The organism is Acinetobacter sp. YH12120 (assembly GCF_013418795.1).
GTDB classification, from domain to species: domain Bacteria; phylum Pseudomonadota; class Gammaproteobacteria; order Pseudomonadales; family Moraxellaceae; genus Acinetobacter; species Acinetobacter towneri.
In genome coordinates, this window is sequence record NZ_VPBI01000007.1 from 46,490 (window position 1) to 59,017 (window position 12,528).

The 12,528-nt window shown below is 41.9% G+C and carries 11 protein-coding genes; 3 read left to right on the forward strand and 8 right to left on the reverse strand.

Features of this window, described 5'->3' with window-relative positions:
- Positions 1-117 precede the first annotated feature (117 nt).
- Positions 118-960 carry a sulfurtransferase gene (locus FTU58_RS06625; RefSeq protein WP_180062235.1) on the forward strand — a complete coding sequence of 281 codons (843 nt, stop codon included), beginning with the start codon at positions 118-120 and terminating at the stop codon, positions 958-960.
- Positions 957-1,817 (forward strand): archaetidylserine decarboxylase, encoded by an 861-nt coding sequence (gene asd / locus FTU58_RS06630; protein WP_180062236.1) that lies wholly within the window; start codon positions 957-959, stop codon positions 1,815-1,817. Before FTU58_RS06625 ends, asd begins: the two co-directional genes overlap by 4 nt.
- Positions 1,818-1,913: 96 nt before the next feature.
- Here asd and phoR read toward each other — a convergent pair whose 3' ends face one another.
- The 3 genes from phoR to FTU58_RS06645 form a co-directional block, all read right to left on the reverse strand.
- Entirely contained in the window at positions 1,914-3,272 is a 1,359-nt protein-coding gene (gene phoR, locus FTU58_RS06635; RefSeq protein ID WP_180062237.1) for a phosphate regulon sensor histidine kinase PhoR, read from the reverse strand.
- A gap of 9 nt (positions 3,273-3,281) precedes the next feature.
- Positions 3,282-3,992 carry a phosphate regulon transcriptional regulator PhoB gene (gene phoB, locus FTU58_RS06640; RefSeq protein WP_004974162.1) on the reverse strand — a complete coding sequence of 237 codons (711 nt, stop codon included), beginning with the start codon at positions 3,990-3,992 and terminating at the stop codon, positions 3,282-3,284.
- 471 nt (positions 3,993-4,463) lie between these two features.
- Positions 4,464-5,183, reverse strand: coding sequence for a TetR/AcrR family transcriptional regulator (locus FTU58_RS06645; RefSeq protein WP_180062238.1), 720 nt, complete (start codon positions 5,181-5,183; stop codon positions 4,464-4,466).
- Positions 5,184-5,396: 213 nt separating this feature from the next.
- Between FTU58_RS06645 and FTU58_RS06650 the strand changes: the two genes are divergently transcribed.
- The gene (locus FTU58_RS06650; RefSeq protein ID WP_096901500.1) at positions 5,397-6,236 is read left to right on the forward strand and encodes an SDR family oxidoreductase; all 840 of its coding nucleotides are present in this window, start codon (positions 5,397-5,399) and stop codon (positions 6,234-6,236) included.
- A 26-nt stretch (positions 6,237-6,262) separates the two neighbouring features.
- Here FTU58_RS06650 and FTU58_RS06655 read toward each other — a convergent pair whose 3' ends face one another.
- The 5 genes from FTU58_RS06655 to FTU58_RS06675 form a co-directional block, all read right to left on the reverse strand.
- Positions 6,263-7,630 (reverse strand): MATE family efflux transporter, encoded by a 1,368-nt coding sequence (locus tag FTU58_RS06655; protein ID WP_096901501.1) that lies wholly within the window; start codon positions 7,628-7,630, stop codon positions 6,263-6,265.
- Between the two features lie 114 nt (positions 7,631-7,744).
- Complete coding sequence (locus FTU58_RS06660; protein WP_180062239.1) at positions 7,745-8,899, reverse strand: methionine aminotransferase; 1,155 nt, start codon at positions 8,897-8,899, stop codon at positions 7,745-7,747.
- A 196-nt stretch (positions 8,900-9,095) separates the two neighbouring features.
- A complete protein-coding gene (locus FTU58_RS06665) occupies positions 9,096-10,241 on the reverse strand; it encodes a hypothetical protein (protein WP_180052242.1) in 1,146 nt (381 codons plus the stop codon).
- A 330-nt stretch (positions 10,242-10,571) separates the two neighbouring features.
- Positions 10,572-11,900, reverse strand: coding sequence for a DUF445 domain-containing protein (locus tag FTU58_RS06670; protein WP_180062240.1), 1,329 nt, complete (start codon positions 11,898-11,900; stop codon positions 10,572-10,574).
- An 18-nt stretch (positions 11,901-11,918) separates the two neighbouring features.
- Positions 11,919-12,494, reverse strand: a complete 576-nt coding sequence (locus tag FTU58_RS06675) for a hypothetical protein (protein ID WP_104852739.1) — start codon at positions 12,492-12,494, stop codon at positions 11,919-11,921.
- Positions 12,495-12,528: the final 34 nt, after the last annotated feature.

A 12,528-nucleotide genomic window follows, 5' to 3' on the forward strand; every position in this document is an offset into this window, starting at 1 on the left:
TAGATTAAAGCATGTGATTGTTAAAATTCTGAGAAAGTTATGAAAAAAACAGCATGTGCCCAAAAATGACCTATACTAAGTTAAAGTGGATTGCCAACCAGACTGAACAGCATAAAAATGAACGCTTCACCATTCGATTTTGGACTGCTGATTGAAGCAGAAGATTTAGTCCCCGTTTTAGGACATGACAAATTACGCATTGTCGATTTAAGCCGTAATTCGGTGTATGAGCAATTGCATCTGCCGCATGCCTTACAGGTCAAACCGAGCATGTTGTTACGTCAGGATGAAGATACTTCAGGTCTATTGCCAGAACCTGAAGCCTTGCAGGAGCTGATTCAGTATTTGAATATCTCGCCTGAGCATCATGTGGTGGCTTATGATGATGAAGGCGGTGCATGGGCAGGGCGTTTGATCTGGAACTTGCACTGTTTGGGCTTTGAAAATACCAGTTTGCTGAATGGCGGTATTCATGCTTGGTTGGCCGCAGGTTTACCGACTACTTCTGAAGTTGAATCACTGAAACCTGTCAGTACACTTGCTCCTGTTGTAGCGCAAAATCAGTATCGTATTCAATATGATGAGCTATTAGAAAAGTACCAAAACCAGTCGGTACAACTGTGGGATTGCCGTACTGTAGACGAATATACAGGGCTGCGTTTGGCTGCACGACGCGGTGGTCACATACCAGGGGCATTGCATTTTGAATGGAGTACTGCCCTTAATCGTGAAAATCATTTAAAATTGCATCCCTTAGAACGCACACGACAGCGTCTGGAACAACTCGGATTTAATCTCAACGAACCTGTAGTGGTGTATTGTCAGTCACATCACCGTTCAGGTCTGGCCTATATTTTAGGAAGATTACTGGGTTGGCAAATTCAGGCCTACGATGGTGCGTGGAGTGAATGGGGCAACCGCCCTGACAGTCCTGTTATTACTGGAGAGTTGCCGTCTTGAGCCTCACATCACGTTTAAAAAAACAAATTTTCATTCAGGCACAGCGCGTTGTGCCACAACATCAATTATCACGTGTTGTAGGTAAACTTGCAGCTAGCGAGCATCCTGTACTGAAAAATGCGGTTATTACGGCATTTAAAGCCCAGTATGGCATTGATATGTCATTGGCAGAGCAAAGCAATGCCTTGAAATATAAATCTTTTAATGAATTTTTCACCCGTTCTTTAAAGCAGGGCGTACGTGAAATTGACAGCAATCCGAGCAGCATTGTATCGCCTGCAGATGGTGCAATTTCGCAATTGGGTAAAATTGAAGATGGCGCTATTTTTCAAGCCAAAGGCCAGCAATTTACTGTTGAAAATTTAATTGCCGACCCGCAACTGGCAGAACCATTTAAAAATGGTCAGTTTGCCACGGTATATTTATCTCCGAGAGATTATCACCGCGTGCATATGCCGTTTGCAGGCACACTGACTGAAACTCTTTATGTGCCAGGTGAGCTATTTTCGGTGAACCAAACCACAGCCGAAAATATTCCGGGTTTATTTGCCCGCAATGAGCGCATGGTGTGTTTGTTTGATACCGAATTGGGTCGTATGGCGGTTGTTTTGGTGGGTGCCATGATTGTGGCGGGCATTGAAACCGTGGCGACAGGCAAAGTGAAACCATCAGGGCGTTTGGAGCTGAATCAGCACCAATTATTCCTTGAAAAAGGTGCAGAATTAGGACGTTTTTATTTGGGTTCAACCGCGATTGTTTTGTTTGAAGAAAATAAAATGCAGTGGGATGCTGAATTCAAAGCCAATTCTGTAGTGGAAATGGGGAAAGCCCTGGGACATATCGTTTCTGCTGAATAAAATATGTGAATAAAGAAATAAAAAACGCCAAAGTAATTTGGCGTTTTTTTGTTTTTTAAATCTGTAATTTATTGTCTATTTTAGCTCAACCAGCGCTTAAGTTTCGTAATACAAACGCTCTTTTGGGAACACGACTTTAAATATAGAGCCTTGATTTTCTTTAGATTCGACTTCTAAGTGTGCATTATGCTGCATCAAAACGTGCTTCACAATTGCTAAACCTAAACCAGTACCGCCTGTTTGTCGGCTACGTGCGCTGTCTACACGATAAAAGCGTTCGGTTAAGCGTGGTAAGTGTTTCGGATCAATCCCGATGCCTGTATCTTCCACAGTAAAATAACCTTGATTGCCATCATCATGCCAGCCAATGGTAATCGTCCCACCTTTCGGGGTATATTTAATCGCATTGGTGATCAGGTTGCTAAAGGCACTGGCCAATTCTACATCTGAACCAATCAGATCATAATGACTGTCAATATTTAAGTTGAGCGTATGTCCATAATCGACGTTATAGGCATGTGCATCGTCAAATAATTGATTCATTAAACTTGGCATTTCAATAATTTGATTTTTGGCAATGGTTTTTTCATTTTCCAGACGCGACAGCAGCAGCAGGTCATTTACCAAAGCGTTCATGCGTCGGGTTTGTGACTGCATTTGCTCAAAAGCACGTTTCCAACGCGGGTTAATATCTTCCTGATCGGTAAAGGTTTCGATATAACCACTCAGCACCGTTAGCGGAGTGCGTAATTCGTGTGAAATATTATCGACAAAGTCTTTACGCATTTGTTCTAGGTTATGCATACGCGTCATGTCGTAAGCAAATAACAAACGGCTATCGCCACCAAACTGAGTCATTTTGACTTGCACATATTGCCCTTCATGCACGCTAGATTTCATTTTTAAACCGTCAGGTGCTTGATCAATATGATTAAAATATTCAATAAAACTAGGTTGGCGCAAAATAGTGAGGATGTTGCGTCCACGGTCTAAAGGCTGAATACCCAATAGCTTTTCAGCAGCAGGGTTCCACCATTCAATTTGATGATTTTCATCAATCAGCATCACGGCTTCATCCAACGCCACCAATGAAGACTGGGCGCGATCAATCAACCCGACCATTTTGGCCTGAACGATACGTTCCTGACGTTGTGAGCGATAAACATTGAACAGTAATGCACCCCAAATACCATGCAGATTTGGCGGCACATCATAAGGACGATTGGAAATCCAATCATTAACTAAATAGAGGGAGCGCATTTGCTGAAGAAAAGACAGCAAAAAGGCGAGGCTAATACAAATCCAAAAATACCCAATCCCAAAACCAATCAAGCTTGCAATAATTAGGAAAAAGGCCAATAAACGAAAATCTTGTTTGGCAAAAGTCCATAAACTGCTGTAACGAACTTGTTTGAGGTCACGGGCGAGTTCAGGGACTGGGTAAGGTTCGTACATAAAATAATTTTAGCCTAAAGCAACATCCGCACGTGTCGAGAAGCGATAGCCTGTACCACGTACCGTTTGTACAAAACGGTCTACGCCATACGGTTCTAAAACTTTACGTAAACGACGAATATGCACATCAATAGTTCGGTCTTCAATATATACATTGCCGCCCCAGACTTGGTCAAGCAATTGCGCTCGGGTGTAAGCGCGCTCTGGGTGCGTCATAAAGAACGCCAATAGACGATATTCGGTTGGGCCCATTTCTAAAATATTGTCACCAAAACTGACACGCTGGCTGACTGGGTCCAAAATTAAACCGTTGGCATCAATAGTTTTTTCACCGCTTAAGGCATTGGCACGACGTAAGACCGCTTTAATACGTGACACCAGTTCACGGGTCGAGAACGGCTTAGTCATGTAGTCGTCCGCGCCAGCATCTAAACCTTGAACTTTGTGATCTTCTTCGCCACGTGCAGTGAGCATAATCACAGGAATTTCAGCAAGGTTGTCATCGCGTTTTAGGCGACGGCACAAGTCTACACCGCTGACACCGCCTGGCATCATCCAATCAAGCAAGATAAGCGCTGGACGTTGATCGACAATCATCTGATGAGCTTGTTTTGCATCTTCTGCTTGTAAGCACTGAAAGCCTGCCATATCTAAAGAGGTATGGATCATCTCCCGAATTGGAAGTTCGTCATCGACGATTAAAATGTAGTCATCTTTCACAACGCAATATCCTATAGATGTTAACGGTGGACCGTTTTATTTATGACAGGCTTATTACAAAGATTAATTATGACAGTATCATTGCAGAAAGGGTTGAATGGGCTATTTTTGCAATAATTTGTGACAAAATAGTGTCGATTTGATGAAAAAACTGAACAGGTTCAGTCAAAGTAAATAGGGTCTGCTGACACTTCGTCTATGTTTGCGATGACGCATATTTTTAGCTGATATAAGGCATGAGGCAGGAAATTTAGTTATTCTAAGTGACTGACTCATAACGCAATAGCGGCAAAAAAATATGCTCGTTCCGAAGGACTGTAGCTAAAACTTTCTCAGATTGCGTTATGAAACTTGGCAATAGACCCACTATTCCCTGCCTGATCTGCTCAGTTTTAGCCTACAGCGCAAGCCATTTATGAAATGTCAGCAGACCCCTCTGAATTTGAAAAATATTATGAATATTTTTCGATTTTATGACAATGTCGAAGAATCTTTCACAAAAGCTTGCTCTTTTTCCGAAAAGGTCTGTAATAACGATAAAAATACAATACGGCAAGAAGACAAGACATCTTCCATGGATTGTTTGAAATCGCTCATCACCCAGCGAATCGCAATTTGGGTGACATAACCATTTAAGCCTGTCGCTACCAGTGAAATTTCTCGGTTGGGGCGGTCTAAATGCGGCATCATCAGTATGACAAAGGCCTGAATCATGCGGTCAAAACGCGACATAGTTTCGTGAATGGTGGCTTGGTTATGTAGTTCTTGCACCAGCATGGCATCAATATAAATAATACGTGCCATTTGCGGGTTATTTTTTAGCGTGGTCAGTAAAGCAGTCAGTCCTGCATCAATCATTTTTTTAGGATCAGCCGAGGCTTGCATAATGGCTTGCATGACATTTTGCTGTAATTCATCAATCAATTTTAAAAAAATGGTCTGAAACAGTTCTTCGCTTTTTTTAAAGGATTCGTAGAAATAGCGCTCGGTTAGTTTGGCTTCGGTACAAATATCTTTTACGGTCACGGCAAAAAAACCATGCGTGCCATAGGCTTGAATACCTGCCTCAATCAGTTTTTCACGACGCGCCTGTTTGCGCTCAGTTAAAGACAAGCCTTTAAACTGACGTTCTTTTTGTTGTTTCTGGGTGGTTTTTTCTGTTTCTGCAGTCACGGGCAGTTGTTCTGTCATGTTCAGTTAAGCCAAATAAGAACCGTAATTAGGCTTTATACTAGCAATAATTATCTGTTAAACCTATGTTTTCAGATTCATTTGCGATATTCGTACTGGCTTATATTGACAATACTTATTGTCAAAATTATATTTAAACCACAGCGCATCGCACAGCCCTACAAAACAACAAGCAGGTCTGAACTGTGCACGCCACATACTCAAGGAAATCACATGAAAAATTTTAAAAATAAAGTTGCCGCAATTACAGGCGCAGGCTCGGGTATTGGGCAGCAATTGGCTGTTCTATTGGCGAAGCAAGGCTGTCATTTATCGCTCAGTGATGTGAATGAACAAGGTTTGGCGCAAACAGTGGATTTGCTCAAAGACAGTAATGTGCGCGTGACCATTAAAAAGGTGGATGTTTCTAAATTAGAACAAATGCGCGAATGGGCAGCTGAAACTGTGCGAGACCACGGCTCGGTCAATATGATTTTTAATAATGCAGGCGTGGCGTTGGGTTCTACCGTAGAAGGTGCAAGTTACGAAGAGTTGGAGTGGATTGTTGGTATTAATTTCTGGGGTGTGGTCTATGGCACCAAAGAATTTTTGCCTTTAATCAAACAAACGGGAGATGGTCATATCATTAACATTTCCAGTTTATTTGGTTTAACTGCACAGCCAACGCAGTCGGCTTATAACGCAACCAAATTTGCGGTGCGCGGTTTTACCGAGTCTTTGCGTCAGGAATTGGATTTGGAAAATTGTGGTGTGAGTGCGTTGAGCGTGCATCCAGGCGGGATTCGTACCAATATTGCCAACAATGCTAAAATGAACGACAGCATGCGCACTTTGGGCATGAATCCTGAAAAATCGGCACGTGCTTTTAATAAATTATTGCGTTGCCCGCCTGAAGAAGCGGCGCGCCAAATTTTAGAAGCGGTACAAAAAGACAAGCGCCGTTTATTGATTGGTAATGATGCCAAAACTTTGGATTTAATCCAGCGTATTGTTCCAACGGGTTATCAGAAAGTTACCGCATGGGCGACTAAGTTGGGCAAGAAACGCGGTTAATCTAACTTACAAATATAACAGACCATTCAGACCAAAACCTGAATGGTTTTTTTCTTCCAGACAAATTGATAATACGCACCTTGACCGATGCACAGACTCACAAATGCCAAGGCATAGGCATACCAAATTCCTTGCAAACCCCACCACTGACTGAAGAAATAAGCACACGGTACTTCAATTAAAACAATCGCTAAAATATTGATGATCATTGGAACATTGACCGTGCCACTGGCGCGCATAATGGAGGCAAAAATTGCACTGGCACCAAAAAATAAAATGGCCCATAACACAATAAATAAGAGCTGCTGACCCAGTACCACCACCGCAGGATCGGTAATAAACAACGCCATCAGATATTTAGAAAATAAATAACCCAAGGTGACTAAAATACCTGTAATCAGCAAATTCATGCCTAAGGCTGTACGGGTCACTTTAGCCAGTAATTCGGCTTTGCCTGCACCAATGGCTTGTGCAGCAAAAATTGAAGCGGCAATTGCAATAGATAGCGCAGGAAATTGAATATAGTTCAACACCTGATTAACTGCGCCATAGGCGGCAGTGGCCTCAGCACCATGCCGATTGACCAAACCGACAATCACCAAACCTGCCATAGAGGTAGTGACCATTTGTAAGCCTGTGGGAATCCCTAAGCGTAAAATCACCTTGCTTAAATTGGGTTGATGCCGAATTTGACGTAGTAGATGCACATCCATTTTTAAGGGATGATTCTTTTTATTCAGGTAAATCACCAAAAAAATTAAAACAGCCAGATAGCCCAGAATGGTGGCAATTGCAGGGGCAATAATGCCCAAGCGAGGAAAGCCAAAATAACCTGCAATCAGGATGGGGGTAATCACCAATCCCATTAAACTAGTCAAACTCAGGGCAATGAGTGGCGTAAGGCTATCGCCCACTCCACGTAAAATAGAGGTATAAATAATATAAACAAACAGCAGTGGGCTGCCTGCCAACATCCATTGCACATACGGCAGGGATAGATGCATCACTTTAGGGTCTGTGCCTAATAATATTAAAATTTGTTCGGCAAAAATCACCCCCAAACAGGCAATGAAACTGCCGCCAATTAGGGTCATAAATAAAGTCGAACCGACAATACAACGCACTTTTTCGACATTTTGTGCGCCCCACGCTTGCCCGACCAACACGGTCGATCCTGCCGAAAGCCCAATCACAAAGGCCATCAGGCAAAAAATAATGGGAAAAAATACCGACACCGCAGCAATGGCTTCCACACCGAGCATTTGCCCGACAAAAATCGTGTTAATGGTGCCCGAAAGATTTTGCAAAATATTGGTGGCAATCAGTGGCAATAGAAATACCAAAAAGGTTTTCCAAAGCTGAGGGTGATCGACCAGTGCCTGAGGTCTTGCCATGCCAAATCCTGCGCTTCAATATGCGGTTGTTTGAAATTTCACCCTAGCATGATTTGGTCATAAAAAGCCTTAGCTTTTCAGTAACTCAGTGACATTTCAGTGGAGCTTCATCGCTTAAATTGCCGATAAAATTTCACCTGCACGCAACAGGGTTTCGGTTTTTTTAGCAAAGCAGAAACGGATTAAACGTAAATCATCGGGTGGGGTTTGATAAAATGCAGACACAGGAATACCGACAATGCCGTGCTGCTCGGCTAGAAAATGGCACATATCGACAGCATTTAAGCCGGGACGGATATTGCTGTAATCTAAATTTTGAAAATAAGTGCCTTGTGCAGGGCTGAATTGAAAGCGTGAATTGGCAATGCCTTGATTAAACAAATCACGTTTGTCCTGATAAAACTTTGCCAGTTCTGCAATATGTTCAGGGTGCTGCTGCATATAATTTGCCAAAGCCACTTGCACAGCGCTAACTCCGCAGAAATTAATAAATTGATAGGCTTGGCGAAAGAGCTGCATTAAGGCAGGTGCAGCCGCACAGTAGCCTGTTTTCCAGCCTGTGACATGAAAAGTTTTACCAAAGGAACCCACGACAAAACTGCGTTCCCTAAGCTCAGGAAAAGACAGTGCAGAGCGGTGTTGATGCGCATCAAAGACCAAATGTTCATAGACTTCATCGGACAGCACCACAATATTATGTTCCTGAATAACATCAATTAAATGCTGCCAATCTTGCGCTGACCATACTGTGCCTGTGGGGTTATGTGGTGTGTTGATGATGATCATGCGGGTTTTGGCATGAATCGCATCTTTGACCATATTCCAGTCCACCTGAAAATGTGGAGCCTGCAGCGGAATATGAACGGTTTTTGCACCCAACAATTTTACACAGGGTGCATAACTGTCATAACTTGGATCAAAAATAATGACTTCATCGCCTGCCTGCAGCACGGTTTGCATGATGCTAAAAATAGCCAGTGTTGCCCCTGGGGTGATGGTAATTTCACTGATCGGGTCAAGCATTAGCTGATCACGCTGTAAAAATTGCTGTGCCAGTTGTTCGCGTAGTGGCAAGTAACCATCGCCCAAAGGATATTGATTGAAGCCTGCGTGTGTGGCTTGGCTTAAAGCATCCAGTAATGCTGCAGGTGGGGGAAAGTCGGGAAAACCCTGCGATAAATTTAAGGCATTCAGTTGTTGTGCCAAGTTAGACATGGTACTAAAAATACTCAGACCTTGAGCAGGCAGTTTCGCGTGAATATCGAGCATAGTGGGGTTCTGGTTGTGGCAGCAGCTTGTTTTACATCGTAGCGTTTTCAGGGGGGAATGCAAATGGGGGATAGGTATTTTAGGGATTTAAAGATTCATAGACCAGTTTGTTAAATACCCAGAGATACTATCTGCAAGAACTAAAAATGGGAGTGCAATAACTCCCATTTTAGATATTATAAATTGAGATACTAAATTAAATTTCTTCAAATAACTCTTGGGCAAGCTTTCGAGCTAAATCGTCTTTTTCTTTATTTAACTCAGGCAAATTTATAGCATACTGAATTGCTTCACGACCTGAAATTGCTATAGGCCCATAGTCGTCATAATCTTCTCCAGTGTAGGCATTGTAAGCTCTGAAGTCATCTTGAGTAAAATCAACATCACAATGTTGTGCTATATAGATGTATAGCCATGCTTCTTCATCAGTTTTGAACATTTTTTCGTAAAGAAAATATTCAATTGCATCAATATCACCACGATTACACAAGTATAGAACTTGTTTATAGACTGTTTCTGTATCGGCATCCCAATTAATTTCATCTAGATTTAGTGGTGAGTTTTGATTATAAGATTCAAAATATTCAGCTTGTTTTATATATTCTTCATACTGAGCTTTATTTTTCTTAGTTTCGTCAGAATGGATATATTTTTGTTTATTGTTGTCCCATTGGCTTCCAAAATTTGAGCCAGAACGACCATAAGGTGCAATCTGATTAGCTAAATATCGGTAATAAGATCCGATTAAAGCATGGGCATCTACATTGTTTCGTTCTTTTGCATAAGAAAGTATTTTTTCGAAATGTTCTTCTATTTGTGAAAACTCAATATACTCGTCTTCAAATTCTAGATCAGTTACAGGCCCATTTTCAAAATTGATATAGCTTAACCCTTCTCTTAAGCTTCTAAAGTTAATGGCTTCTAAATTTAGCCATAAAAGTTCTCGATAGATAGTTTTAGAAATTGATAAATAAAGTTCTTCTGAAATATCGATTTTCAAGAGATTCTTAAGTTTTATGATAATTGCTGTAATATGCTCGAGTAATGAACGGCCTTCATAATCGTCCCAATGCAGTTCATCTTCGTTATAATTTGAATAATCTGTTTTAGGGGGATTGTTCAATATTTCTAAAGTTAGAGCATCAATTAATTCATGTTGATAATAATCTTCAGAATCATCGTATTCAGATCCGAGTAAAAGGTTTTGAGCAATAAATGCGTTGTAAGTTTTATAGCCTTGATCTAATGCTATTAATTCATAAATATGTGAACGACCAATCTTAACAGAATGTTGTTCTTGAACTTTTTTAGATAATTGAAATGCGAATTCTTGAATAGACATAATTTTCTCTATCTTCAACTCTAAACTCTTATTCAAAGAATTTTTTGGTGTCTTAAGACTTTTAGCAACGCATGTTTAAATGCTAAGAACCAAACGAGTTGATACTTAAGAAAATTAAATTTCAGACATAATTTGATGACTATAAATTTATAGTTTAAATCCCTTTTCTACTCATGCGTAAGTATGGTAGGCGACCTTATTTTTAAGATAATAAATTTTGCCTAAATTTACAACCCGAAAAATAGAAAATAACAAAGTTTAGCTGCCATTAACTCAGCAACCAGATCGTTTGCTCAAGCCAAAGTAATGGGGTGAAATAAAAGACTCGCCTCAAATCAACTCCACCAATGCCCGAATAACCCCCAATCCTAGACCAATAAATGCACCTACGACCACACCATTGACTCGAATCATGTGTAAATCACCACCCACTTCGTTTTCAATTTTGCCAATCATTTCGCGTGAGTCCCATTCATGAATACGCTCACTAATAAAACGAATCACTTTTTCACTATATTGATCAGACAAATTCACCGCAATCGTACTCATTTTTTCATTCAGTAACTGACGTACTGCGGTATTGGCAATAATATTTTCACCGACTTGCTGAATTGCAACACGCAGGTTTTGCGCAATTCCTGAATCAGGTTTTTGTAAATCTTCCTTAATCGCATTGCAGAGAATGACCACGGCACCACTGATAAAACTCAAGACTTGTGGGCTGTCTAACAGGGCATTTTTAGTGTCATTTAGGCGCAGACTGGCACTGCTGTTGTTATCTGCCAGTTGTAACATGAGTTGCTGCCCAGCCTCTTCAATTTTTTGTCGCCAAGGATGTTCAGGGTCTGCCAGCATGGATTCGACCCGTTGCAGTAAAGAATCTATAGTGCGTTGCTGCACATCAATTCCAATCCAGCTCGCACCTTTGGCCAGTTTCCACACGCCAAGTTCTTTAAATAATTGACGGGTCAATTCACGGCTTTTTTCAGGATGTTTCAGCATCCAGTCATGGGCAAGGTCTAAACCGTGTTGCAGCACATCCTGATGGAAGTCATTTTCCAAAACTGCACGCAGCATTTCACTGGCCAAGTGGTTGACCTGCGTGTTGCGAACCCATTGCACACTGTTGCTTTGAATAAAGCGCCCAATTTGTTCTTGCCCGACAAATTCAAAAATTTTCGGTACAGTTTGCTGAATGACTTGGGTCACTTGCGCATTATTTTGCGGATTCGCCAACCATTTACCCACGGCTAAGGATAAGTCAGTGCTATGCAGGCTTTTTTGCACCACTTGTGGCGATAAAAAGTTTTCCTGCACAAAGCGCCCCATCGACTCGGCAATACGGTCTTTGTTGCGTGGAATAATTTCGGTGTGATCACGTAAGAATTTAGGAATTGGCATTTTGCCAAAAGGATTGCGAAACAGCACCGTAATCGCATACCAGTCTGCTAGCCCACCCACCACGCCTGCTTCGGCAGACAGCATTAGAATGTGAATCAACCACGTATATTCAGGCAGTAATTTTGCGGTCAGCATTAATGCCAGCCATGCCAGCACGGCAATCACTAAAGCAATGGTGGCAAAGCGTTTACTGCGTTGCAGGCTCGGAGAGCTATGCTGCGAGCTGCTCGTTAAAGTGTGGTCAGACGCTGTATTCATGCAGGCATCCTTATCTCATTAGGGCGCGGCAGGGGCAGAGGTTGGTGGGGGTAATGGTTGTCCTGTGGGACTTAAACCATATTTTGCCCCCAGTGATTGTAAAATTAGGCTCGCATCAAAGGCATCTTCAGGTGCAGATTTTTGATCTTTAAAACACTGAATGGTGTAAGACACTTGAGTCGGATCGAGGGTCACCACTTGCGGCATATCATAGAATGGGTCAGGCCAGAATGGTGCGCGACGATGATAATATCCATACGGCGAATAGCTATACGGATAGTAACTTGGTGCAGGGTAAACCACGGCTTGTCTAGGTGGTTTCTGGCTACGGTTACTCGGATCATCTAAAACTTTAAAAAAGCGAAAACCGTGTTGCAGCGTGGTTTGTGCTGCTTTCACCAAAGTAATTTCTTCTGCAGTGCCAAAACTCATGTTATGACCCGCTAAAAAACTAATCCGATAGGTTTGCGCATTCAGTGGTGTGGTGCTGTATTGCCCCAACTGCTCAAAGCTGAGAGGTTTAGAGGATGTCGTGGCACAGCCTGTAAACAGCAAACTGCTGGCAAGGGCAAGACCGAGTAGGGAATATTTCATGTGAAAGCTCCTGTACACATCAACCAGCCAAGAC

Coding starts and splice junctions, on each gene's coding strand:
- FTU58_RS06625 (WP_180062235.1), top strand. CDS start 118: ATGAACGCTTCACCATTCGATTTTGGACTGCTGATTGAAGCAGAAGAT.
- phoR (WP_180062237.1), bottom strand. CDS start 3,272: ATGTACGAACCTTACCCAGTCCCTGAACTCGCCCGTGACCTCAAACAA.
- FTU58_RS06645 (WP_180062238.1), bottom strand. CDS start 5,183: ATGACAGAACAACTGCCCGTGACTGCAGAAACAGAAAAAACCACCCAG.
- FTU58_RS06650 (WP_096901500.1), top strand. CDS start 5,397: ATGAAAAATTTTAAAAATAAAGTTGCCGCAATTACAGGCGCAGGCTCG.
- FTU58_RS06655 (WP_096901501.1), bottom strand. CDS start 7,630: ATGGCAAGACCTCAGGCACTGGTCGATCACCCTCAGCTTTGGAAAACC.
- FTU58_RS06660 (WP_180062239.1), bottom strand. CDS start 8,899: ATGCTCGATATTCACGCGAAACTGCCTGCTCAAGGTCTGAGTATTTTT.
- FTU58_RS06665 (WP_180052242.1), bottom strand. CDS start 10,241: ATGTCTATTCAAGAATTCGCATTTCAATTATCTAAAAAAGTTCAAGAA.
- FTU58_RS06670 (WP_180062240.1), bottom strand. CDS start 11,900: ATGAATACAGCGTCTGACCACACTTTAACGAGCAGCTCGCAGCATAGC.
- FTU58_RS06675 (WP_104852739.1), bottom strand. CDS start 12,494: ATGAAATATTCCCTACTCGGTCTTGCCCTTGCCAGCAGTTTGCTGTTT.